26 protein-coding genes are annotated in these 23202 nt (G+C 42.5%); 21 read left to right on the top strand and 5 right to left on the bottom strand.

The annotated features are described in order from the left end of the window. The first annotated feature begins 52 nt into the window (after positions 1–52). Positions 53–388, top strand: a complete 336-nt coding sequence (locus ACYUCY_RS06735; RefSeq protein ID WP_460225691.1) for a hypothetical protein — start codon at positions 53–55, stop codon at positions 386–388. Positions 389–467: 79 nt separating this feature from the next. Here ACYUCY_RS06735 and ACYUCY_RS06730 read toward each other — a convergent pair whose 3' ends face one another. Continuing rightward, on the bottom strand, positions 468–1166 hold the full coding sequence (locus tag ACYUCY_RS06730) for a glutathione S-transferase family protein (protein ID WP_460225690.1): 699 nt from the start codon (positions 1164–1166) through the stop codon (positions 468–470). A gap of 220 nt (positions 1167–1386) precedes the next feature. Between ACYUCY_RS06730 and ACYUCY_RS06725 the strand changes: the two genes are divergently transcribed. The 18 genes from ACYUCY_RS06725 (at position 1387) to ACYUCY_RS06640 (ending at position 18182) form a co-directional block, all read left to right on the top strand. Then, positions 1387–2019 carry a LysE family translocator gene (locus ACYUCY_RS06725; protein WP_460225689.1) on the top strand — a complete coding sequence of 211 codons (633 nt, stop codon included), beginning with the start codon at positions 1387–1389 and terminating at the stop codon, positions 2017–2019. A 26-nt stretch (positions 2020–2045) separates the two neighbouring features. After that, entirely contained in the window at positions 2046–2600 is a 555-nt protein-coding gene (locus ACYUCY_RS06720) for a hypothetical protein (protein ID WP_460225688.1), read from the top strand. 95 nt (positions 2601–2695) lie between these two features. Then, a complete protein-coding gene (locus ACYUCY_RS06715; protein WP_460225687.1) occupies positions 2696–3106 on the top strand; it encodes a hypothetical protein in 411 nt (136 codons plus the stop codon). A 17-nt stretch (positions 3107–3123) separates the two neighbouring features. Further along, positions 3124–3897, top strand: a complete 774-nt coding sequence (locus ACYUCY_RS06710; RefSeq protein WP_460225686.1) for a LamG domain-containing protein — start codon at positions 3124–3126, stop codon at positions 3895–3897. Between the two features lie 26 nt (positions 3898–3923). Further along, entirely contained in the window at positions 3924–4424 is a 501-nt protein-coding gene (locus ACYUCY_RS06705; RefSeq protein ID WP_460225685.1) for a DUF7000 family protein, read from the top strand. Between the two features lie 339 nt (positions 4425–4763). Then, complete coding sequence (locus tag ACYUCY_RS06700) at positions 4764–5645, top strand: alpha/beta hydrolase (protein WP_460225684.1); 882 nt, start codon at positions 4764–4766, stop codon at positions 5643–5645. A 36-nt stretch (positions 5646–5681) separates the two neighbouring features. Beyond that, entirely contained in the window at positions 5682–7145 is a 1464-nt protein-coding gene (locus tag ACYUCY_RS06695; RefSeq protein WP_460225683.1) for a flavin-containing monooxygenase, read from the top strand. Between the two features lie 37 nt (positions 7146–7182). Further along, positions 7183–7701, top strand: a complete 519-nt coding sequence (locus ACYUCY_RS06690; RefSeq protein ID WP_460225682.1) for a GNAT family N-acetyltransferase — start codon at positions 7183–7185, stop codon at positions 7699–7701. A gap of 11 nt (positions 7702–7712) precedes the next feature. Beyond that, positions 7713–7895 carry a sterol desaturase family protein gene (locus ACYUCY_RS06685; RefSeq protein WP_460225681.1) on the top strand — a complete coding sequence of 61 codons (183 nt, stop codon included), beginning with the start codon at positions 7713–7715 and terminating at the stop codon, positions 7893–7895. 224 nt (positions 7896–8119) lie between these two features. Then, complete coding sequence (locus tag ACYUCY_RS06680) at positions 8120–9157, top strand: hypothetical protein (RefSeq protein ID WP_460225680.1); 1038 nt, start codon at positions 8120–8122, stop codon at positions 9155–9157. Between the two features lie 319 nt (positions 9158–9476). Continuing rightward, positions 9477–11900, top strand: coding sequence for a putative Ig domain-containing protein (locus tag ACYUCY_RS06675; RefSeq protein ID WP_460225679.1), 2424 nt, complete (start codon positions 9477–9479; stop codon positions 11898–11900). A 213-nt stretch (positions 11901–12113) separates the two neighbouring features. After that, positions 12114–13505: an NAD(P)/FAD-dependent oxidoreductase gene (locus ACYUCY_RS06670; RefSeq protein WP_460225678.1), complete on the top strand. Its 1392-nt coding sequence runs from the start codon at positions 12114–12116 to the stop codon at positions 13503–13505. 139 nt (positions 13506–13644) lie between these two features. Next, positions 13645–14478: a DUF4349 domain-containing protein gene (locus ACYUCY_RS06665; RefSeq protein ID WP_460225677.1), complete on the top strand. Its 834-nt coding sequence runs from the start codon at positions 13645–13647 to the stop codon at positions 14476–14478. A gap of 19 nt (positions 14479–14497) precedes the next feature. Further along, the gene (locus ACYUCY_RS06660) at positions 14498–15100 is read left to right on the top strand and encodes a class I SAM-dependent methyltransferase (RefSeq protein WP_460225676.1); all 603 of its coding nucleotides are present in this window, start codon (positions 14498–14500) and stop codon (positions 15098–15100) included. A gap of 117 nt (positions 15101–15217) precedes the next feature. After that, on the top strand, positions 15218–15751 hold the full coding sequence (locus ACYUCY_RS06655) for a DUF2058 domain-containing protein (RefSeq protein WP_460225675.1): 534 nt from the start codon (positions 15218–15220) through the stop codon (positions 15749–15751). Positions 15752–15778: 27 nt separating this feature from the next. After that, entirely contained in the window at positions 15779–16288 is a 510-nt protein-coding gene (locus tag ACYUCY_RS06650) for a GNAT family N-acetyltransferase (protein ID WP_460225674.1), read from the top strand. Positions 16289–16348: 60 nt separating this feature from the next. Next, positions 16349–17431 carry a ribosome small subunit-dependent GTPase A gene (rsgA, locus tag ACYUCY_RS06645; protein ID WP_460225673.1) on the top strand — a complete coding sequence of 361 codons (1083 nt, stop codon included), beginning with the start codon at positions 16349–16351 and terminating at the stop codon, positions 17429–17431. A 25-nt stretch (positions 17432–17456) separates the two neighbouring features. Next, positions 17457–18182 (top strand): hypothetical protein, encoded by a 726-nt coding sequence (locus tag ACYUCY_RS06640; RefSeq protein ID WP_460225672.1) that lies wholly within the window; start codon positions 17457–17459, stop codon positions 18180–18182. 11 nt (positions 18183–18193) lie between these two features. Here the strand turns inward: ACYUCY_RS06640 and ACYUCY_RS06635 are convergent, their stop codons facing one another. The 3 genes from ACYUCY_RS06635 to ACYUCY_RS06625 form a co-directional block, all read right to left on the bottom strand. Beyond that, the gene (locus tag ACYUCY_RS06635) at positions 18194–18697 is read right to left on the bottom strand and encodes a DUF6644 family protein (RefSeq protein WP_460225671.1); all 504 of its coding nucleotides are present in this window, start codon (positions 18695–18697) and stop codon (positions 18194–18196) included. 25 nt (positions 18698–18722) lie between these two features. Further along, positions 18723–19289, bottom strand: a complete 567-nt coding sequence (locus tag ACYUCY_RS06630) for a hypothetical protein (protein ID WP_460225670.1) — start codon at positions 19287–19289, stop codon at positions 18723–18725. 228 nt (positions 19290–19517) lie between these two features. Further along, positions 19518–19991 (bottom strand): nuclear transport factor 2 family protein, encoded by a 474-nt coding sequence (locus ACYUCY_RS06625; protein ID WP_460225669.1) that lies wholly within the window; start codon positions 19989–19991, stop codon positions 19518–19520. Between the two features lie 529 nt (positions 19992–20520). Here ACYUCY_RS06625 and ACYUCY_RS06620 point away from each other — a divergent pair. Then, positions 20521–20877 carry a hypothetical protein gene (locus tag ACYUCY_RS06620; protein WP_460225668.1) on the top strand — a complete coding sequence of 119 codons (357 nt, stop codon included), beginning with the start codon at positions 20521–20523 and terminating at the stop codon, positions 20875–20877. 156 nt (positions 20878–21033) lie between these two features. Here the strand turns inward: ACYUCY_RS06620 and ACYUCY_RS06615 are convergent, their stop codons facing one another. Further along, positions 21034–22005 carry a LysR family transcriptional regulator gene (locus ACYUCY_RS06615; protein WP_460225667.1) on the bottom strand — a complete coding sequence of 324 codons (972 nt, stop codon included), beginning with the start codon at positions 22003–22005 and terminating at the stop codon, positions 21034–21036. 640 nt (positions 22006–22645) lie between these two features. Here ACYUCY_RS06615 and ACYUCY_RS06610 point away from each other — a divergent pair. Beyond that, positions 22646–23104, top strand: coding sequence for a DUF4399 domain-containing protein (locus ACYUCY_RS06610; protein WP_460225666.1), 459 nt, complete (start codon positions 22646–22648; stop codon positions 23102–23104). Positions 23105–23202: the final 98 nt, after the last annotated feature.

The following is a 23202-nucleotide window of genomic DNA, read 5'->3' as shown; positions in this document are numbered from 1 at the left end:
CATGCGTCAAATCACACAACAAAATACGTATCTACATTCGGAGAGTTAACCAATGAAAATACAATTCAAATCGCTCATTATTTTAGCGTCGATAGTTCTTTTTACCGCTTGCGCTTCAACTAAAGTACAAAGCCCAAAAGAAGTCATCATAGGAAAATGGAATGTAGATGCTCAAGGTATGAGTGTGGTAATAGACATCAACGAAACACAAATGGAAATAATGGGTATGGGCATGACCTTTGACTACAAGTGGGCGGAAGATAATAAACTTGCCTTGTCCGGCCAGATGGGAAACATGACGGCGGATATCGCCATCATTGATGAAAACCAGTTTACTTTGACGTCCGCTGAACAGGGAACCCAGATTTTTGATCGAGTTGAAGAATAAGACCTAGAGCTAAGTACTCACGTAAACGATCAACGGGGTAGTATTGCCCCTACCCCGTTTTTTGTCAGTTAAATACTTTTCAATAATATTCTTTCTGAAAGCGATCACAAAAATCAACTAGGGAGGGATAGGATCTCGCCCGTTTATAAAATGGGTTATCAAAATCGGCTAAGATGAACGAAGACAAAAAAGCAAAGGCCGTAGCATCAAAAGACGATACCTTATCGCCGAAAAAATATTTTTTATTCCCCAGCATGCTTGCTAAACTTTTTAACGAATGCTCAAAAATCTGCAACATCTCGTCTTCGGTATGACGACCGACACCCTGTTTTTTAAGCGCCGACTTGACACCTGAGCGAGCAATTATCGGAACGATATATTTCATTGGAATCGGCATCTTGCTAAAAAATGCCTTACTGATGATCGGCCAGGTGTCCTCTCTTATCCAGCGTGAATAAACAACAAACCAGTAAAAGTTTTCATCTAACGATTTAGTTAGCAGGTGGGCCACCCCACGCTGCTCTTCAGTAAGATCCTGATCAATTGTAAGTTGATACTTATCTTGCAAATATTCGCAGATAAAATAGGAATCCGGAATTATTTGACCATCGTCCTCGATCATTGGCAGCTTACCCTTGGGTGCGCGCCGAAAAGCACTAAAATCGTTTACCAGCTCATAAGGAAGCCCCGACAATCGTAAAAATGCATCGACTTTCGCGACGAAAGGACTGGGATCGACAAGCCCAAATGCTGGACCAAAACCGTAAAGCTTAATCATCTGATAATTCCATTTGTAAGTTGAAAGAATAGCTAGGCTACCTGACATTACTGTCAGCTTCTGTCAGTAGTATCGCTGTTTTCACTATTTGACAGCAGCTTTTTTCCGAGGACAATACTACTCAATTTCCCGCTTGCCTGAATTAAGTATTTGTAGCGTAACCTATAAGCTTCCCATCCTTAAACAGGCACGACCCACGCCTCACCAACAAGGAAACTGAATGATGGACATACTTCAGATATTTAGCTTCATCGTGGTGGCAACCTTACTGGTGATATCACCTGGCCCCAACGGGGTTCTTATTGCCAGAACAGTCCCTATTGCAGGTAGAAATGCTGGCTTTGTAAACATATCTGGCTTTGTCGCGGCTTTTTGTCTGCACGGCAGTCTTTCAGTTCTAGGAATATCAATATTACTGGTTCAATCTGCACAACTATTTCTCGTGGTCAAATTATTAGGTGCAATTTATCTATGTTGGATTGGTATCAAGTCTTTAATTAGCGCTTGGAGATATGATGCCACCATCGACATTCAGAGCCAGGCCTATACGAAACCCAAGCTAGGTAACGCCTTCATCGAGGGGTTTTTGACCAATGCTCTTAACCCGAAAGTCTCGATGTTTTATCTCGCTGCATTTCCACAGTTTATTTCAGCTAGTGCTCCCACATCTTCAGCATTTCTTTTAGTATTCATCCACGCACTGATAAATATTCTTTGGTTCTCGGGAATGATTGTATTACTCGCAAAACTGAAAATCGTTGGCTCTAGTGTAATATTTCAGCGCGCGATAAAAACTATTACCGGTTGTGTATTTATTGGCTTCGGCGCAAAACTGGCTACGTTAAAACCCTAAAGAACTCTAAAAGGCACATTATGTCTATGCGATTATTACTATTTTTTGTTATTACTATTTTCACTTTTAACACCTTTGCAGATACTTTTGAATTTGAAAAATGTGGGATTCAAATAGATTTATTGGGCCAATCTACTATTCAAGAACAAACCGTCCCCTTGAACCCTGAAAACACAGCACACATAAGCAATCGAACTAGCGTGCAAGAACTTGCGGAGGGTAGGCTTGTTACCGCGGTGATGTGTGTATTTATCACCGGCGAAGCTGACGCTGAGAAACGTGCCTTTCAGCCCGCGCAATCATTACAGCAAATGATTGCGCGCATGGAACAATCTGGAATTACCGTTGCAGACAGTAAACTGTTAGATGCCGACCCTGATGAAAGTCATCGACGCGGTTTTGAACTCGACGCGAGCCAAGCTGGCCAGCCTATTTACGCGAGAGGCATGTTTATTCAGAAGCCGGATGAAATGTTGTCTTACTCTGTTTTCGTATTGGGCTCTTCCCGAATTAAGGCGAAAATGGTTAAAGAATTGCGAACAACGCTCGCAAGTATCACACCAATACCAGAGAGAAACTAACTTAGGTGTTCAGGAATCGAAAACTCTCAAGACATCGATCATAAGCTCCAAATACAATTTTACATCCCGGATATCATCACAAGGAAAAATTAGCGATGTACATACCTCAAAATTTCGCCCGTATCCTAATTTTATGTTTTGTGTTCCTAATTCTTCCCACCGAAGCTTATAGCCAAAGTAAAGAGCAAGCCCCCGAGCCACAGGAAACCGTAAAGACTAGAGAGTACATGCGCGGTTCCTGGTATAGCCCCGAATGGGAATATGGATTTGCTATTTCGGATTACACAGCGACGATCACCGAGTGGAACAATACTTACAACCCTCAAGATAAAAATGGCCGAGGCGATGTTGTTCTAAAAAATGTAAGCTATTCAGAAACCGGGTTCACTGCGTCACATCTTTTTTATGATGGCAGCTGGATTGATGTTACGGCGGTAATGGTTGATGAAAATACAATAAGATTATCCGGCCGCAGAGAAGTGTGGGAGATGACGCGAAAAAATTAACTAAAGGGAATAAGGTTATGAAACTCAAGGTTTTATTTTTCTTTTCAATGGTATCTTTTTCTATTTCTGGCCACACAAACGAATCGATATTTTTTCTCGGCTCTTCTGAAAAAAATCCGACAGGTTCCGCCGCCATTTCAGGCGAAGGTTTAGTCGCTTCTTATAATTTCGAAACCTACACCGATGACGGCGAGTTAAAAGACTTCAGCGCTTTCGCTAACCACGGAAAAATTAAACAGAAAAATGAAACAACCGGATTGTTTGGCAAAGCCCGCATATTCGAGACCTTAGAAGATGTGATTGATTTACCCGAAAGCGCCAGTCTTGATTTAGATGGCCCGCTAACCATTACTGCTTGGCTACAACTCAGCAAGTCTAATATGCATCAGCATATTTTGTCCTGCGATGACATCTACGTATTGTGGACGACGGAGCAAGATCAATATCGACTTGCCGATACGCAGGGGCACGGATTTGTCACTAACCCCAACACCACGAACACGGGACAGTGGCATAGCGTTACTGCTGTGCTTCATGCAACTCGAGGTGAGGCGTTAAATGGGAACAACATCAAGATCTACATTAATGGCCAAGAAATCGAAGGTAAATATTCGACGCCCTGGTCCCCCGCCAGCTTAAAGCCAGAAAATGGCTGCCTTATCGGCGCTTCATCATCGCTATCGCAAGCTCACCAAGAATTAGAGTTCAAGGGCATTGTAGACGAGCTCCAAGTTTTTTCGAGAGCGCTAAGCGACGCAGAAATTAAAGCCTATGCAAACCGTAAACGATAATTGCCGACGAGATTAGAGAACATAAAATGACTGAATTTTCAGAAGCCATGACGGCATACAAAAAACAAATGGCAAAAGGCAAGCTACCGATAGCCTACAAGGGCCTAATGGAATATTTGATGGGTTTACGAACTCAACTGAAAAATAGTCATCCCGATTTTTATGTGTCGGGAAATTTCTATCAAGGTTACATGGATATGACCTACTTTTCATTTACACCAAACTCATTCAGAAAGAGGAAGCTTAGAATTGCGATTGTTTTTGTTCACAGTACTTGTGAATTCAAGATCTGGCTGGGTGGAATCAACAAAAAAGTCCAAGCCGAATATTGGAAACTGTTTAGAAGCAGAAAATGGAACAAGTACAGTATCCCAGAAACGCTAGAAGGCGCGGAATCTATCATAGAATCTAAGCCGATCCCTAACCCAGACTTCAGCAACTTAGCCAAACTTAGCAAGCAGATCGAAAAACAAACTTTGACCTTCGCGCGCGATATCGAGAATTTTTTGGGCAGTACTAAGCGTTAAATTTTTTTATTCACAAACTATTTTTCACGGCTAAAGCCTCTTCCGATACCAACTACCAAGCCTATAAAACATTCCTTAGCCAGAAAAACATCTCGGTGTTATATCGATTATTTATGCTTGGATATAAATCGATGTGTCTTTAGATGAAGCTGACAATAAAAACAGAAGATCGTGTGGTTCGATGAGACTAAGAGCAACTTTTCTGTCGTAAAATATTTTTTGTAGATTTATACTGCCGTCACTTACTTGGCCAATAAAATATAATTTAACAAAAGATATAGTTGGCGAGCCGGCTTTATAGTTTTCACTACAGTCCCACAAAAATAAAAGGACATGACGATGGCGACCCAAGAAATTGATGCGATACGCACGTTGCTAAGCCATTCTCCGAAGCCAGAGTCTTTAGCGGAGTTTCGAAAATCCTACGACGGCTTTGGGACGCTTTTTCCAATACCTAGTGATGTCGAATTCCAAACTGAAAATATTTCCGGCTTACCTGCCGAGTGGAGCACAACACCTGAAACCAATCAAAACCGTGTGATTTACTATTTGCACGGCGGCGGTTACGTCATCGGCTCGCTTACCAGCCATCGGCCACTGGTTGCAGAGTTAGGCCGCGCAGCGAGAGGGCGAACATTGGCACTGGACTACCGGCTTGCACCTGAGCATCCCTTTCCTTCAGCTGTTGATGATGCGATCGCTGGTTACACGTTTTTATTAGACCAAGGCATTGATGCCTCTTCTATTGCTATCGCCGGTGATAGCGCTGGTGGAGGACTTGCTATCGCGACCATGCTTGCAGCGAAAGAAAAAGGATTCCCTCAGCCAGCTTGTGCGCTTTGCATTTCGCCTTGGGTTGATCTCGAAAACGCCGGTGCATCGATTACAACTAAAAAAGATGTAGACCCTTTGTTACAGGGCGAGCTGTTATCGCAATGGGCGCACGCTTATTTGGGAGACCGTGCAGCGAGAACTCCCTTAGCATCGCCACTCTATGCAGACTTAAGCGAATTGGCACCGCTCTTAATTCAAGTAGGTAGTGATGAAGTGTTACTCGACGATGCGATTCGTTTAGCTGCACATGCAAAAACTGAAAACGTTCCGGTTCAGCTCGAAACCTGGCCAAATATGATTCACGTATGGCATCACTTCTACCCGATGCTAGAGGATGCAAGAAAGGCACTGGCAAGCGCCGGGCATTTTATTCGCGAACACACCTAGGTAAAAATTTATAGTTAAACGTTTTCGGAGTTTTTAATGAGTAAAAAATTTAGCGTTGCAGTAATTGGTGCAGGACTAGGCGGCCTTTGTGCCGGCATCAAACTTAAGCAAGCTGGCTACAACGACATAATCATTTTGGAAAAAGGCGAAAAAGTTGGTGGCACCTGGCGAGATAACACTTACCCAGGTTGCTGCTGTGATGTGCCCGTCGCTTTGTATCAATTTTCTTTTGCTCCCAGTTTGGACTGGAATTACATTTACCCCCGCGCGAATGAAATTCAAGCGTATACCGAAAAACTCGCGGATGACTTTGGCCTGCGACCCCACCTACATCTCAACGAAGAAACACAATCAGCGGTGTGGGACGAAGCTCGATCGCTTTGGGTCATTACGACCAGTAAAGACCAAACTTATGAAGCCAACGTTCTTATTCCTGCCTTGGGTCAACTAAATCGCCCGCAAATTCCGAATTTTGAAGGTAGAGAAAGTTTTCACGGTACGGCTTTTCATTCTGCGCGTTGGGATCACTCTATAGACCTGAAGAATAAAAACATTGCGGTCATTGGCTCCGCTGCAAGTGCGGTACAAATCATTCCAGAACTAGCAAAAGTCGCAAAAAAATTGACGGTATTTCAACGGACACCGAACTGGGTAATCCCCCGCCTCGACAAAGCTATTACTGATGAAGAAAAAGCTTTGATTCTGACGGCGCCACACGTGGCAATGTTGAATCGTGAGTTAATTTATGAGAACGCCGACCATTTATTTTGGCAAGTATTTAGCTGGACCCAAGAAGGCCGCGCCGCATTCACTCGCACTGCAATGGATCATTTGACACAACAGGTATCAGACGCAGAACTCAAAAGTAAACTTATCCCCGATTACCCTATCGGTTGTCGGCGTGTGTTAATCGCCGATGATTATTATCCAGCCTTAACAAGATCGAATGTAGAACTCGTTACCGATAAAATTGCCAAGCTCACAGAGAAGGGAATCGAAACAAAGGACGGCGAACATCATGACGCTGATGTCATCGTTTATGCCACCGGTTTTGAAACAACCGAATGGCATTGGTCGATGAAAGTTCAAGGTAAAGACGGAAAGATATTGAGTGAAGAGTGGCAAGAAACACCGCAAGCCTATCTTGGAATTAACGTCGCAAACTTTCCTAACATGTTTATTCTCTATGGCCCTAACACTAACTTAGGCCACAATTCGATAACTTTTATGCTCGAAAGACAAGTTGAATACGCTTTACTTGCGCTTGAAGAAATGAGAGAAAAAAATATAGCGGCGATAGAAGTAAAACAGAATACGCAAGAGCAATACAACCGAGAACTGCAAGATGATCTCGCGAAAACAACCTGGGCCGATCCGCACTGCAACTCTTGGTATAAGAACGATCAAGGTCACAACACACAAAACTGGTCATCTAATACACGTGATTACGCTAAAATCACGCAGCAGATAAACCTGGATGACTATCTCCTACGACCTTAAACTAGCGCATGCCAAAATAGATAAGCTAACGAGTGTTATGGATATTCGTGACTATCACAGTTCTGAGAATCACAGTTCTGAGAATCACAGTTCTGACAATCAAAGTTCTGACTACCGTGATATAGCGACACTCTTTCATGACGCGATCCATAGCATAGACACGAGAATCTATTCCAAACAACAACTCGATGCCTGGGCACCCTCTCCTATCGACTACGAACATTGGCGATTGAGACTCGACATTAAAAAACCCTTTATCGCGGTAATAGATAAGCTTGTCGTTGGTTTTATCGAGCTCGAAGAAGATGGTCACATCGATTGCTTATACGTCCACAAAGATTACCAACGGCAAGGGATCGCAAAAAAATTACTGACTCACCTTTGTGAAGTCGCAAAGCGAAAAGGCATCCGACAATTAAACGTTGAAGCCAGCATACTTGCCAAACCTCTTTTTGAATCTTTTGGTTTCAAACATTTGGGAGAAAACACTGTCCATCTTCGAGGACAGACGCTTACCAATTACAAAATGGTTCGCCATATTGAAATGCTTAAATAGAAAAATCAAAAATGGGGTTACGTGTAACGAGTACGATATTCTTACACTCTAATTTCACTTTGCGACCAAAAAACTTTCTAGGCAAACAGCTTTCTTTCTATCCAAACTATCACTCCGCACACCATTTATCGGGTAAGGTTAATTTTGGATTTGTTGCTTCTTTGTGGGATCGTCTTTTTAAAACCACCTTGTAGAAATGGTCATCTTGCAAATCTTGAGCAAAACAATCACTTACCTATTTGGTGCCTAAAGCAAACTACCTGTTCTTCTTTCTCGACCGCACTATAAGCGTTACTTCTATCCAAATATTGGGCGAAGTTATTACACCTAGAATTACCTTTCGTAATGTAGATGATCGCCTGGATTCAATGACTGATTACGATTACTATTCGGATCTAGAATAAATCAGGAGAAAACAATGGCTCGCAAAAATTGCAAGAAACTCGTTTTTATATTTGCACTATTAACGGCTTTTACAGCCGCAACATCCGCAAAAGATGCCAAACGACCTGAACTCACTGGTATTTGGACAAACGCGTCTCTAACCAATCTAACTCGTCCTCGCGGCGTCACTAAATTAATTCTCAGCCAAGAAGAAGCTGAGCAGCAAGCTGCAGGAACCGCAGTGGCCGGTATTGCACCTGAAGAAGCGGCGGACGATTCTGTTGTCGACCCCGATCAAGGCGCGCCAGAAAAAGGGGGGCGTGATTTTGGACTGCGTGGCTACAATTCTTTCTGGACCGATCCCGGCTCGTCTTTGGCCTTGGTTAAAGGACAATACCGATCTTCTTATATTGTTGATCCTGAAAATGGTCAGATACCTCGCTTAGCCAACCCTAAAGTTAAATATGAAGACCGTGGTTACGGAGTGAGATACTTGACCGGCGTCGGTGGAAACTCCGACCCTGAAGCCCTGCCCTTAGGTGAGCGCTGCTTGATAGGCTTTGGCAATACTGGCGGTCCGGGTATGCGTGGCACGCTTTACAACAGTACCTACCAATTTGTCCAGACTGACGATCACGTCATGATCATGGTTGAGATGGTTCACGACGCGCGCATTATTCCAACTTTTGCTTCTGCAGAAGAGGCAAGAGCAAATCATCGGCCAAATGTTATTAAGCCTTGGCTTGGCGATTCCGTTGGTTGGTATGAAGATGGTGCTTTAGTCGTGGAAACCATTAACTACAAGCCTTTGTATATGGAACAAAATTCAACGCCAATTTCTGAAGGGGGAAAACTCACCGAGCGTTTTAGTCGTTATTCTGATTCAGAAATTTTTTATCAATTTACTATTGATGATCCCAATATTTATAGCCAACCTTGGACGGCGGAGTTGAGCTTTTACGCGACTGAAGGCCCGGTATTTGAATATGCCTGTCATGAGGGCAACTATTCTATGGAAGGTATCCTGGCTGGAGCGAGACTTAAAGAAAGAGAAGCCGCGCAAAACAATTAGTCACTCAATGTTGAGTTGATAGGAATTATTGGCGGTAGGTGTGTTTTTTAAAAATCAATTACCACAAGCCTGATAACTATTACTAACAACCACCCCAAATAAATAAAAAAGCAATCTTGCATTGAGCGGATTGCTTTTTTTATGCCTGTTTCGTGTCACTACCTTCTCAACAGTGCCATGTCCCCCTGCCCCGCATGTACACGACTGTCATCGTTAGGTTCACTTATTTGAGATGAGGGGATCGCGCGGTAAATCACGCTTAGGTAAATAGAACGGAAATATTTCGTTAATAAATTTACTTATCGAAAGGAGATTCGAGATGCGTTTAAATAACTCAACCTTATCAATTGGACTGATGACTACTATTTTAGTCACTGCCTGTGGTGGCGGGGGCGGCGGTAGCAGTGGTGGTGGTAGCGCGACCCCTCCGCCTCCCCCAGCACCTGCAGCTAACACCCCACCAACGATTTCTGGCTCACCAATTAGCGCCATTGAGATAGGCGAGACTTACTCCTTCACGCCAACGGCCGCTGATCAAGATAACGATACATTAACGTTTTCCGTCGCTAACGAGCCCTCTTGGCTTACTATCGACCCACAAAGTGGTGAACTTAGCGGTGTTCCCTCGGTAAAAGACCTGGGGTCTTTTAGCGATATTGTCATTTCTGTGTCAGACGGATCTGTCTCAGCAGCACTTTCAGGATTTAGTGTTGACGTTGCGCCGCCAGTGCTTGGCGAAAACAAGTTCGTTAGCGAAGGCATTAAAACACCAGTAGATACCGGAAATCCGATGACGACGGGTTATGTTGCTGAAGGAACCATGGTGATCGATTTTCCCGGTGAAAGCATTCGTCTAGAAGAATCGAACTTGCAATTAGAGTTTGATGAAGAAGGTAACTTAATCGATCTATTCGGCGATACGCTTATTCCGCAAAAAGTTTCAGACAATCTCGCTATAACCGGCAATGTAAAAGCCAAAGTGGGTTTGTACAAAGGCTCAGAAATAAATGCCGATCCTGACTTAGATATCGATGTAAAAGATGATTTTTACTACTTCGTTTATTTTATTGGTGTAAGCACAGAAATTGTGGTCGGTGATCGCGATGATCCTAATTTTGGAAAATCGATTACTTTGGATCTGCCTCTGGGTGGCGAAATTTTAATGATCGTCGATCCCTTAGATGTTTTTACTTATTACTATGCAAACACCCCCGCTGGTGAAATTGGACACGGTGAATCTGACAACGGTTTTATTCCTTTTATTCCAAAAGAAAACTTTGTTGGTTTGGATGAATTTGACGGACATATTATCGATCGCGCGGGTTTCGGTATTGGTTTTAAAGTATTTGATTTCTTTAATATTTCAGGTACTCGAATTATTCATCAACCAGAATTCGGTGAGATCGATTGGGACGATCCGCTGAATTCACCCATCGAATATAAAGCCGGATTTAATGGCGATGCCTCATTCGCATTTGCGGTTCTCGGCGTGGGTTTATTCGATTTTTCCTTAGCGACAACCAGTGCTAGTTTTGATGCAGGTTTTGATCGTCAGCATGTTGCAATGCAAACTACAATCGCCCCTGATGTAAGTTGGCAACCCTCTTGGTTTCCGATTTTGCCGACAACGGAAATCATTGGTAGTTGGTTAATCGACGGCAACGGCGATTACTCTGCGCTGCTATCCGGCTCTTACCAATCAACCATACCCGCCGCAAACATTTCTGGTGCCATGTCTATTGATGCAAACGGCGTTACTTTAGCGGGGCAAATTCCAGATGGCGCTTTACCACTAACAGTTAGCGCTAATTTTCTAAACGACACAGCGACTTACAAAATTACAACGACGGTTGACGTCGGTAATGATGTCACAGGTGCAGTGAACCAAGCACTCGATCGTGAGTTAGAAAAATTAACCGATGCACTAGCTGATCTTGAACAAGCAACAGCTGATTATGAACTGGAATTAAGTCTAAATGGTTTACGATCAGCGTTACCCACTATTGTTGATGCCGTCGTTTCTACACTCAATGGCGTTCCCGATACGGTTTATACCAGCGTTCGCCAAGGTGTTATTGATTACGTTGACAACTATGAAACCTGCGTCAATTTGGGATTGGGGACCGTGTGTAGTAATCCTTTAGATCCTTTAGTGAATCAAGCCTCGGTCGGAACAACGGCGGGAAATACTGCACGTAATACCGCAAGAACGAAAATAAAACCTTACGTCGATGCGCTCGAAGAAATTAAAGCCTTATCACTTAGTGCTGACGATGAGCAATACAAAGCAGGTATAAAAGCGGCTTTACTCAAGATTTATAACAATCGTAATTTTGATCAGACCATTACGGTCAGCGTCTCGTTACCTTTAGGTCTTACCAGAAACTTCAGTAAGCGCGTAAATTTTGCAGTGCTCGACACTCAAACCGCAAACCGCGTAAAAGCTGCCCACGACAATGCGCATAAAATTCAAGAGACCAGCGACTTGAAAATTAGCGCACAACAAATCTTCGACGCAATACCGAGTGATGCAATAATTTCGCAAGCGAAACAAGACGTGCAAGATGGCCTCGCGCAAATCCCAGTGTTTAAAGGTGCCGCGTTCACGGTAAGTAATGGCAGTTATTCTGCACAAGTTTTGCTGGGTGACGAGGCTTACGATGTCGACATTAACGTGCTCAGCCCGGTGGAATTGTTGCAAGGTATAGGTGATCTTATCGCCGAAAATCTCACTGCAAATTAATCACAATAGAGACAGGGTATCGACGGTTTAGCCAGCGCCGATACCCGAGTTTCATTAACTCAGTTAATCCCTTCCAATAAAAACGCTACAATCTCGATTTGCCCTTCTGAACTCCCTTCCCTTCGGTTACACTCCTTCATTCCGTTTCACAACAAAACGCATGCAGTAGTTCAAAATCTACTGATCATTTAAGCAATTTATCTGGGTAAAAATATGAAAGCGACGGATTATTTAGTTGTTGGTTGCGGCGCTTCGGCAATGGCATTTATCGACACCATGTTAAATGAATCCGATGCGACATTTACCGTAATCGACCGTCGTCATATGCCTGGCGGACACTGGAACGACGCCTACCCCTTCGTTCGCTTACATCAACCCTCCGCTTATTATGGTGTCGCGTCACGAAATCTTGGCCGCGGGCGAATCGACAAAACCGGATTCAATGCGGGCTTCCATGAGTTGGCGAGTGGCATTGAAGTGACTCACTATTTCCATAGCTTGATGCAAGAAGACTTTCTTCCCTCAGGGCGCGTCGAATACTTCCCGTTGTGCGATTACCGAGGCGATGGTGAGTTCGTTTCGCTGCTTTCTGGTGAGCGTCATCGACGCACGATTAACAAAAAACTCGTCGATGCGACATTGTTACACACCAACATCCCCCTTACTCACACGCCGCAATTCAGCGTCGCCGACGGTGTGGTTTGTATTCCCCCAAATCATCTCCCTCGACTCGCCAGCAATCACCAGCAATTCACCATTCTCGGCTCCGGAAAAACAGGAATTGATAGCCTGACATGGTTGCTCGAAAACGGCGTTCCGCCTGAAACAATTACTTGGGTTATGCCACGTGACCCTTGGCTGTGGAATCGCCGTATCACTCAGCCCGGCTTAGATTTTTTTAACGACGCTTTAGGTGGAATCGCCAAGCAATATGAAGTAATCGCCAAAGCTGAATCAGTACGCGCCTTGTGCGAAGGAATGGAAGCAAACGGTACTTGGTTACGGCTCGACCCAAACGTCTGGCCCAGCATGTATCATGGCGCGACCATCACCGAAAAAGATTTAGAACAACTGCGACGAATTAAAAATATTATTCGCCTCGGCCGAGTAAAAAATATCGAACTCGACAAAATAATTCTCGATAAGGGCGAAGCGGCGAGTGGCTCTGACAGACTTTACATCGACTGTACCGCCAGAGCATTACCTAAACCTGTCGATAAAAATCTACCCGTGTTCGGCGATAAAATAATTTCTCTGCAAATGGTGAGAAACTTTCAACCGTGTTTTAGTGCAGCCATGATTGGTCACCTAGAAGCGACCTTAAACAGCGAAGAAGAAAAACAAGCGTTATCCTCAGTCACAGCAATGAGTGATACCGTCGAAGATTGGATAGAGGCGGAAGCCGTATCGATGATCAACCAAAACAATTGGAATAATCATGATGCGACTAAACGGTGGTTACGACAGTGTAGATTGAATGGCTTCGCTTCAACTATTGCACAAGTCAAAGAAGATGATCACGACAAGCTAGCAATTCTTGGACGCTTATCGGAATTTGCTTTTCCGGCAGTCAAAAACCTAAGTCGACTTGCTAAACAAAACTAGAAACCAAAAACAACAGGCGGATGTTTATTGCTGAATCTTGGTAAATTTTTTGTAAAAAAACGACGGTCGCATAAAACTTAACGATCAGAATGTTACAGTCTGACCTCCTTCGAAGCCCAGATTAAAAGGTCTATTAGTTATGAAGATTAGAATACTTTGCAGCATCGTAATCTGTTTGGTTCTTTTTGGCTGTAGTTCAGACAATTCTGAGTTGGCCAACTTTAGCGCTGAAAAACCCAACGCTCCGATGATGAGAGAGATGGACGCGCTGAGACTGCAAAAAGAAAAAAACCCCTTTCTCGCGTATGAACACAGCATCTCAGCAACGATCGAACGAGCACAATTAAGTGTTGTCTACAACAAACTCATCGAAACCTGCATGAACGATGAGGAACACATCTGCACCCTGATGAACTCCAACCTCAGCAGTGGCGACTACGGATCTGGGTATTTACGCTTGCGTGTCGCGCCTGCAGGCGTACCGCAATATCTTTCCATCGTTTCCGAGGGTGGCGAAATTTCGAATCAGTCCGTTGGCGTTGATGATCTTGAACACGCTATTGTTGATAGCGAAAAGCGTCTAAAGATGCTTTATGACTACCGTGATAAGTTAGAAAAACTAGAAACGACTATTGAGAATGATGTCGATGCGCTGATTCGGGTCGCATCAGAATTATCCACCGTACAATCGAATATTGAATATGCTGTAGGCCAAAACGCCAGTCTATTACAACGGGTACAAATGGATATCGTCAATATTTCGCTGCATGCGAAACACTACGATTCTTTTTGGCGACCCATTAATGAGTCGCTAGACAGCTTTGGTGAGAACTTATCAGAAGGGATTTCAACCGCTTTGACTGTGACTGCGTTTACCTTGCCATGGATAGCAGTCTTCATACTATTATTCCTAGCAGTCAGATTTTTCTGGAAAAAGAAAACACCTAAAGCTATCAATAACAAATCCAAATAGTTATTCCAGGAATTAACAAATGAACAAAGATTTTTTTGCACATAAGGCGGATAGCTACGAAAAAAATCGTAGCCGAGTCGCTAATGTTGAAAACATTGCTAATGCAATACTCGACAAGGTCAAACTGAATAAAGCTATGGTACTGATGGATTTCGGATCAGGAACGGGACTCCTACTAGAAAAAATCGCGCCTACAGTGAAAAAGATTACCGCCGTCGATATTTCCGCGTCGATGAATCGGCAACTAGCCGAAAAACGAGAATTAATTGAATGCGAGCTGGAGATATTGGAACTCGATTTAACAAAATCGACACTGGATCAGCAGTTCGACGGTATTATATCTTCGATGACCATGCATCATGTGCAGAACATTGATGCAATGTTCGTTCGGCTATACTCCCTACTACGTAGTGACGGCATCATAGCAATTGCCGACTTGGATCTAGAAGACGGTAGTTTTCACACGGAAGATACCGGCGTGTTTCACTCGGGTTTTGATCGTCAAGCTTTCATCGAATCTGCCGCAAAAGCAGGCTTTAAAAATTTGGTAACTAGCACGGCGAGTACGGTACACAAAGAACAAGGTGATTACACCGTGTTCTTACTGACCGGCGAAAAATAGAATTATTTCGATAACACTCATTGTCAACTGGGAATAGATGAGCCTTGGTTGAATTGTCAGCTAAATTGGTTTATATAAACGTCTACTCGACACTCAAAACAAACGCTAGGTTACAGCATGTCTCTCTCCCTTCAAGAACAACTCCTAAAAGCTAAACTGGTGAGCGAAAAGCAAGTTAAAGAAACACAAAAACAGCAGCGAAAAAAGAAGAAACAAGCAAAGGGCCAGAAAGAAGTTGATGAGCTAAAGCTTAGCGCTCAGCAAGCATTATTAGAAAAGGCTGAAAAAGCAAAATTACTTAATCAACAAAAAAACGCAGCTGCTGAAAAGAAGGCTTTGCAGGCACAGATTAAGCAACTTATTGAGCTCAATAAAATTAACTGTCATGACGGCGAGTTAGCCTACCAATTTGTTGACGATAAAAACATTAAGAAGATTTTGGTCAATGAGTCGCTTCAAACACAGCTAACGAAAGGCATTATCGCAATTGCAAAAAATGGAAACACGTATGCGATGGTACCCAAAGTCATTGCTGAGAAAATTTCTCAACGTGACAGTTCAGTTGTCATTGTTCAAAACACATCTGATCAGCATGAAGATGACGACGATCCCTATGCAGATTATAAGATTCCAGATGATCTTACGTGGTAGCTATATAATAAAAACTCGACTCAAACGATGAGCATAAAATTGCGCCATTTTACACGCAAGGATGAAATTTCACTTGCACATCATGCCGACAACCCGAATGTAGGACGCTACCTGAGAGATAGATTTCCATCCCCCTTCACCCTTTTGGACGCACGCTGGTGGATAGAAGAAGGTCATTGTGCGGAAGGAAATCTTAATTTCGCTGTCGATCTAGACGGTATTTGTATCGGCAGCATTGGTATTACTTTTTCAGGTGACTCGAACTGCGGCCAAGCTGAAATTGGCTTTTGGATCGGCGAACAATATTGGCGGAAAGGATACACAGCATTGGCGATTTCCGAATTAATTACCTACCTAACTGAAAACACTGACTTTAATACCATCGTTGCTCATGTCGCCGCTCCAAATATTGCTTCGATGAAGGTTTTAGAGAAAGCCGGTTTTAGCCTTAGTCGCGTCAATAAAAATGCAGCGGAAGTAAAGGCAGGAATTTTTGATCAACATGTTTATCACCTAACTATCGAGAATCCGAGTTAAGCATCGCCCTAATTTTTTATTTCGACAAGATCTGTAAAAACCAAACCATTTTCGAATGATATGAATGAAATAAGCAACACTATCAAGCAGCTGGGATTCGACGAATGGTTTCAAGATCGTACGGACACCAAAGAACTTGCGCTGCATGACATTGCAAGAGTCGTCTCAGCTCATAAAGAAAGCTACGTTATTTCAAAAGGTGATACTGAAATTTACGCCGAGCTTGCCGGCAGACTACTTTATACGGCGGATTCATCTTTAGATCTTCCAACGACTGGCGATTGGGTTTATGTAGACTGCTATGATGATGACAGCCACGGCATCATTCACGGTTTACTGCCAAGAAAAACGCTTCTAAGAAGGAAGACAGCGGGAAAGAATGTTGATTTTCAACTAATCGCAGCGAATATCGATGTCGCTTTCATTCTTCAATCACTCAACGAAAATTTTAACTTGCGGCGATTGGAACGATACTTAGTGATGGTAAACGAAAGTGAAATTTCGCCCGTAGTTCTGCTCAGCAAATCGGATCTTAACCCAGCCGAAGATACGAAACAAAAAATAGCAAGCATTCGCGAAATTATGCCCGAAGTCCCAGTTATCGCCTTTAGCAACGAGAACGGTGAAAACATCGATACGATTAAAAATTTGTTTATTGCTGGTAAAACGTATTGTCTCTTGGGATCATCCGGTGTCGGAAAAACGACCTTAGTCAATAGTCTTAGTGGTGAAGTAGAGTTAGCGACGCAATCTGTAAGCGAAAAAGAAAGTAAAGGCCGGCATACCACCACTAATCGACAGCTTATAAAGCTAGCGCTTGGGGCCAATTTAATTGATACACCAGGAATGCGCGAACTAGGTAACTTATCGAATGAAACGGGGATAGAAGAAACCTTCTCTGACATCGTAGCACTCGCTGAACAGTGTAAATTTGGCGATTGCCAGCATAACAATGAAAAAGGCTGTGCCATATCAAAAGCAATTAATATTGGCCAGCTCGATATCAACAGATACAATAACTATTTAAAAATGAAAAAGGAATCCGCGTTCAACCAAATGTCCTATGCGGAAAAAAAGAATAAAGATAAGAATTTTGGAAAACTGATAAAAAAGACCCTGGCTGATAAGAAAAAACGACGCTAGCCATTTATTTCAAACGTGGGAATTCATGAAAAAAACAAGGATATTTAAACCCAGTGTCGATCAACTCGACTCATTACATATCGTCAATACAATTGAGCGCTTAAAGAGACGAATTGGCGAACGCTTCCCAGGTTCCGGCCTTAGTCGAGTTTGTAACAACTTCCTTGGCATATCGAAGAAAACTAAGTCGCGCATAGCTTGGATAGAAAAACCCAATATACCGTTGCGAGTAGGCATAGCCACTTTCGTTGCCGCCGCAGTAATTTCGTTTATTTATAGCATTACCTTGGTAGATTGGAATTTGGATGTTGATAATGGTGCGGAGATAATTCCTTTGCTGGAAGCGCTCTTAAACGACATTATTTTAATTGGCGCGGCTTTATTTTTTCTATTTTCCATCGAGGTCCGCATTAAACGCGCGCGATCTTTAGAAGCATTGCATGAACTAAGAAGTATTGCCCACGTGATAGACATGCACCAGCTCACCAAAGATCCATCAATAGTTACCTCTGCGGACCCGTCGTTACAAACACCCTCCTCGCCGAAACGAGAAATGACTGCCTTTCAGCTCAAGCGTTATTTGGATTATTGTTCAGAAATGCTTAGCTTAGTAGGCAAAGTCGCTGCGCTTTATTCAACCGGCTTTCCCGATTCCGAGATTGTTAGCGCTGCCAATGATATCGAAGATCTATGTACTAGCTTGAGCAGAAAAGTGTGGCAAAAAATTGTTGTCATTAATGCAGACAGTTAACGGTAAAGTTATTAACACCAAAAACACCAATGATAAGGCGGACGAAAATAAGTAATTAAACGTCCACCCACGATTACTCCTGTCCAACACAACAAAGAAATCATCGCAAAAAAAACGGCTCGATTGGGTACTTTAGCAAGTGAATCCGTTTTATAAAGGAATTGCAAAGTAGAAGTGTTAAAACACAGCATATTAATCCCAGCGAGCGCAATACACATCATCTTAGTTTGAAAAGCTGGGTTATAAGCGTATTGATCAGGTGCACTCAAAAAAAACATAAGACCGGTAACAAGATTAAGAATAAAACCAGCCACGCCGAAAGGAATAAGTTGGTGCAAAACTTTATAAGGAATGCCCTTACCTAGACCTAGCATTCGCAAATCAAATACACCAACAGCGCCAATCAAAAAACAAAGACCTATGAAGTGGAGTGATTCTACGATAGGCCATCCCCACTTCGTATGCATAAGATCATAAATACCACTCGCACTGGCAAAACTTACAATCGCATCCATATATATCCTCTAATCTTCAGCTCAGCTAAAAATAGTCAGACGCTAGCAATACTGAATGGGTATACGCCAAAAAACGTCCCGCAAAAATGCTGCTAAGCCATAGTAGTAGACTCGCAATCGCGTAGAGCTTTAATCTAGATTCTTGAAGAGCTACCTGATCGACTGAACCCGTTTGAGCCAAACCGTTTACATCTGCCGAAGAACTCTCTCGATCTGTATTCTCACTCGCGGTTAAATACGCCAGGAAAACCTTTTGATAAATTGTTAAAGCAAAAACAATGCAAAAAAGTTTTACATAAAACACGGGATTGGTTAACGCTTTAGCGGGGTAAGCAAGCAGTAATACTGATCCGGACAGAATGGCGGCAACCACTCCTGGCCACATTACTGCCATAAACTGTTTCATCAAGGACAGCGGTATCAGTTTCGCAACACCAAGAACTCTTAGGTTAAACGCTATATGAGTGCCCACCACTACCGCCAAGGCGAGTGAGTGGATAATCAGAAATAAAAAAAACGCCCACTCTGATTCCCGTGCCCAGACGCTGATGCCACTCGCTTCGAGATTTGATAGTAAACTTAGAAAATTCATATCGATGTCATCTCGCTTCAATGCGCAACTCACACTAAACGCTACGATCTACATTGTATTTTGATGCCCGATGGATTTTAGATTGAAACTAGTATTTATTATTCTTTTTGTTTTGGAATACCAAATCAGGGATTTTCAATATGACAGCATTCACCCTGCTTATCGATGGAATCGAGAGGCTCTTTTGGTTCGAATGTCGAGCCTCTCTAATTTGAGTACTGAATTTACTTATTTTGTCGCTGCAGCTGGAACTGCATCAGCCTTGGTCGTTCTTTTGCTGAAGCGCCAACCGTCTGCGGTTTTCACCAACGAATCCGCATAAGTTGCCGTCGTCATTATGCTAGTAGGCTTAGTACTGATATCCAACAACATAAGATAGACCGAACCGCTTGCTGTCTTACCATCGCCAGTTATTCTTAGATTTGAATTCCAGTGCTTACGAGTTAGGCCATTCATACTGCCTACCCAGCGCTCGATAAAACCTACCAAGGCGTCGTGACCGGTAAAATTATTGAACACACCATCTGGCGTGAAGGTGGCGGCATAGCCTTCGGCGTCACCAGAATCGATGGCAATATTGTATTGTGCGTACAACTGTTCAATCTCCATATAGTCTTCTGCGGTAAGTCCTGCAGCGTAGGCGGGAGATATGGATACTAAGGTAAGTAAAGCGAGTATGGCGATAAATGGTGCTGATTTCACGAGTTAAGCTCCTATTTTTGTAATGTATATTTTAGTTATTTTTATCGAAGTGGGAAAATTTCTGTCGCGACATCATACATCGTCTCAAAGATAAAAATCACCACATCCAGACAATAATTTACCCTTCTAAGTTGAAACAGGTTTGTTCCGGCGAACCCTGTGAATCAAGCAATCAAAGTTCTTTATATCTCCCGATAAATATCCCGCCAAGTATCACAACCCGCTAGGTTTCTGTATCGGATACAAGACTCACGATTAGGCTACATATTTATTTCAGAAAAGAAACCTGAGAAAAGTAGTGTGCCAAGTACCTTGCTAATATATCTCGCCTTTTTTTGTCGCAGTTGTGTGTTCCATTTTTAAAATCAAATTGATTAGCAATGCATCTTCTTTACACGATAAAAAAATCTAATCTGCTGTTTAGAACATGTCGTTTGATACAACCAAGACCAATCTCTACTATTTACCTAACGCACGATAAACGTTTTATCGATTTCTCTCACATTAAACTACCCATATGGTGAAGCCCATGAATACACGACTTAATTTTTCATTGATTGCAATTATACTTTTTTATTTGTCAGTCCCACCGAACGCCATGGCCGCAAAACGCACAGTCTATGGCGAGCTACTTGACAACTGCACCAATGCGATTCTCGGTAAGCATCCAGCCTCAGAAATGGCTCTTGTCAAAAAAACTCAAGTAAGCGGGGGTAAATACAAATTCTGGATCGATATTAATGGTTCAAACAACCAAAAATTAAAGGCTTATTGTGAAGGAAAGATGAGAGGCGGGAAAATTAAAAATATCGCCATTGGTGAAGGTACGTGGCGTAACGATCGCTTAATAAGCGAAACCAATACACTGCTTGAAGACAACAGCTAAAGGTATTAAAAATTACAGAGGGGCACGCACTTTTTACTTCCCCCATTTCGTGTCTCTCTTTTTTTAGATACTATAATTTATATAATATTTTTTATTGTTAACTTTAATTCTCATTGTTAATTATCACTAGGACTTTCCAAGAAGGATATCCAACTACTAACTAGATGGGTGTTCAAAAGCATAGTGGCCGAGAATGCTGCCTGTTTCTTTTTGTATATACTCTCTCATTTTTTTTATTGGATCATCATCCCAGCTAGATTCAGGTGCAATAAAGTAATAATAGGTCTTATCAGACATATGCTTTTTGGGGCGATCTTCAAAGAGTTTTACCATATAAGTCTGATGTTTCGGGCTATTAAATATCATCGGGTCAACTAAAGCGATACCCTGACCTTCTCTCACCGAACCACAAAGACTTTCGACACTGTTACAGACGATCCCACGCGTCGTGTTTAATTCTTCGACGCCGTAACTTAAGGCCTTTATCGTCCAAGTTGTATAATCCCTAAAATGCAAAAGATTAAAACCTCCAAGATCATTTAGCGTCTCGGGTACTCGAATTACGCCATTTTTGTCTTTAAGAAGGTTTGGATTACAAACACAATACAGCTCGGAATCCATTAAAAATTGTTTTCTCAGCTTATTTTTATCTAGAAGTTTAAAGGCTTCTTCCATTTGCTCTTCAAAAAACACTCGTATCACACAATCAATTGAATCGGTAGAGAAATCGATCGACTCAAGTGATGAATGTAGATTGGTAACGATGTCAGGATTATCAACTTCAAATTTCGTTAATCTAGATGCCAGCCAACCTGACGCAATCGCTGGTGGCGCACTGATCCGCAGGGGTTTCCTATCATCTTGTTTTAATTCCGCAATAATTTTTCCAACATCAGAAAATGCTTTTTCTAAAGTTGGCAGTAATTTTTTACCTTCAAAAGTAACCGTAATTCCGCTTGCGGTACGGTTGAATAATATAACGCCTAAATGATCTTCAAGAGTCTTAATCTGTTGGCTTACCGCACTAGGCGTTACAAATAGTTCTTCACTGGCTTTCTTAAAACTATGCAAACGCGCGCACGCTTCAAAAACGCGCAAGGCATTTAATGGAGGAAGTGATTGAGACATTAAACATTCGCTTCTGTAATTTAGGAAAACTAACGCCAACACAAGTAAAACTGTACAGCGTTAAATTTAAACTTATCGACGATTTAAGTATAGCCGCTAGCATATGCAAATTTAATTTCCAGGTCGCCAGCTGAATTGTATAGAAATGTATATTTGTGACTATTACAACTGTCAAAGCCTAGTCGACTTCAGAGGGGTTATATAAAAATTTTAAATTTGGCGCAAGAATTGTTAGCGGCTTTCTATCTATAGGTTTATAGACATTTATTTTTATATTTTAAAACATAGTTTTTTCAGAACAAGGGATTAGTTTTTTACCGATTATTTATATTTTAAAGTTAGTGCGTTCTTCAGGCGCCCGACGAAGAAGCTTAAATTAAATAAAGCAATCTGCTCCGTACGCTTAAGTAATTACCGCGAAGAAATAACATTATAATAAGTATGGACGTTTTAACTATAAATGACTCAAATATTAGATACTGCTAAGATTAGCCACCCCTCAAGATTTGACAGCTGCTTATAAACATTGGCCTGGGGTGCGTTACAAAATGTCGATTTAGAATACTCATGCACTAGTGCAATAGCCTCTCTAAATCGGCTACGAAATTCATTCACTAATATCAATGTAAGGAAAGGACTTATGGGTTTGTTCACGCGAAGTCGCGGTTATCACCGAAATAACCATGTCAAACTATTCTCTATCATCACCTTAATTTTTAGCTGTAGTATTTTTGCCCAGGAAATTGCTCGGACGCCCGCTCCAGAAGGTGCTCGGGTTTATTTTATTTCCCCTCAAGATGGCGCTACGGTCGGTCGAGAAGTTGTTGTGATTTTTGGGCTTGAAGGTATGGGAGTCGCACCCGCTGGCATCGATAAAGAAAACACCGGTCACCACCATCTTTTGGTGGATCAAGCTGAACTTCCAAATTTAGATCAACCGCTGGGAAACCCACCCTTACATTTTGGTGGCGGCCAAACGCAAACAACATTGAATCTAGAGCCCGGCACACACACTTTGCAGCTAATTCTTGGCGACAAGTTTCACATTCCTCACCAGCCTCCCGTGCTCTCGGAAAAAATCACTATTACAGTGAAATAAACCAACCATTCCAAGGCGTTGATCACCAGCTCAGCGCCTCTTCAATACGACCTGCGACCCGATACTTCGGCGCTACGCGCCAAACCCCAACTACCGTG

It is taken from the genome of Aurantivibrio infirmus, assembly GCF_054767315.1.
This window is presented reverse-complemented; position numbering and strand designations above follow the sequence as displayed.

Bases quoted from the DNA above. Each gene is read 5' to 3' on its own strand.
- ACYUCY_RS06735 (WP_460225691.1), top strand. From the start codon at position 53: ATGAAAATACAATTCAAATCGCTCATTATTTTAGCGTCGATAGTTCTT.
- ACYUCY_RS06730 (WP_460225690.1), bottom strand. From the start codon at position 1,166: ATGATTAAGCTTTACGGTTTTGGTCCAGCATTTGGGCTTGTCGATCCC.
- ACYUCY_RS06725 (WP_460225689.1), top strand. From the start codon at position 1,387: ATGATGGACATACTTCAGATATTTAGCTTCATCGTGGTGGCAACCTTA.
- ACYUCY_RS06720 (WP_460225688.1), top strand. From the start codon at position 2,046: ATGCGATTATTACTATTTTTTGTTATTACTATTTTCACTTTTAACACC.
- ACYUCY_RS06715 (WP_460225687.1), top strand. From the start codon at position 2,696: ATGTACATACCTCAAAATTTCGCCCGTATCCTAATTTTATGTTTTGTG.
- ACYUCY_RS06710 (WP_460225686.1), top strand. From the start codon at position 3,124: ATGAAACTCAAGGTTTTATTTTTCTTTTCAATGGTATCTTTTTCTATT.
- ACYUCY_RS06705 (WP_460225685.1), top strand. From the start codon at position 3,924: ATGACTGAATTTTCAGAAGCCATGACGGCATACAAAAAACAAATGGCA.
- ACYUCY_RS06700 (WP_460225684.1), top strand. From the start codon at position 4,764: ATGGCGACCCAAGAAATTGATGCGATACGCACGTTGCTAAGCCATTCT.
- ACYUCY_RS06695 (WP_460225683.1), top strand. From the start codon at position 5,682: ATGAGTAAAAAATTTAGCGTTGCAGTAATTGGTGCAGGACTAGGCGGC.
- ACYUCY_RS06690 (WP_460225682.1), top strand. From the start codon at position 7,183: ATGGATATTCGTGACTATCACAGTTCTGAGAATCACAGTTCTGAGAAT.
- ACYUCY_RS06685 (WP_460225681.1), top strand. From the start codon at position 7,713: ATGGGGTTACGTGTAACGAGTACGATATTCTTACACTCTAATTTCACT.
- ACYUCY_RS06680 (WP_460225680.1), top strand. From the start codon at position 8,120: ATGGCTCGCAAAAATTGCAAGAAACTCGTTTTTATATTTGCACTATTA.
- ACYUCY_RS06675 (WP_460225679.1), top strand. From the start codon at position 9,477: ATGCGTTTAAATAACTCAACCTTATCAATTGGACTGATGACTACTATT.
- ACYUCY_RS06670 (WP_460225678.1), top strand. From the start codon at position 12,114: ATGAAAGCGACGGATTATTTAGTTGTTGGTTGCGGCGCTTCGGCAATG.
- ACYUCY_RS06665 (WP_460225677.1), top strand. From the start codon at position 13,645: ATGAAGATTAGAATACTTTGCAGCATCGTAATCTGTTTGGTTCTTTTT.
- ACYUCY_RS06660 (WP_460225676.1), top strand. From the start codon at position 14,498: ATGAACAAAGATTTTTTTGCACATAAGGCGGATAGCTACGAAAAAAAT.
- ACYUCY_RS06655 (WP_460225675.1), top strand. From the start codon at position 15,218: ATGTCTCTCTCCCTTCAAGAACAACTCCTAAAAGCTAAACTGGTGAGC.
- ACYUCY_RS06650 (WP_460225674.1), top strand. From the start codon at position 15,779: ATGAGCATAAAATTGCGCCATTTTACACGCAAGGATGAAATTTCACTT.
- rsgA (WP_460225673.1), top strand. From the start codon at position 16,349: ATGAATGAAATAAGCAACACTATCAAGCAGCTGGGATTCGACGAATGG.
- ACYUCY_RS06640 (WP_460225672.1), top strand. From the start codon at position 17,457: ATGAAAAAAACAAGGATATTTAAACCCAGTGTCGATCAACTCGACTCA.
- ACYUCY_RS06635 (WP_460225671.1), bottom strand. From the start codon at position 18,697: ATGGATGCGATTGTAAGTTTTGCCAGTGCGAGTGGTATTTATGATCTT.
- ACYUCY_RS06630 (WP_460225670.1), bottom strand. From the start codon at position 19,289: ATGAATTTTCTAAGTTTACTATCAAATCTCGAAGCGAGTGGCATCAGC.
- ACYUCY_RS06620 (WP_460225668.1), top strand. From the start codon at position 20,521: ATGAATACACGACTTAATTTTTCATTGATTGCAATTATACTTTTTTAT.
- ACYUCY_RS06615 (WP_460225667.1), bottom strand. From the start codon at position 22,005: ATGTCTCAATCACTTCCTCCATTAAATGCCTTGCGCGTTTTTGAAGCG.
- ACYUCY_RS06610 (WP_460225666.1), top strand. From the start codon at position 22,646: ATGGGTTTGTTCACGCGAAGTCGCGGTTATCACCGAAATAACCATGTC.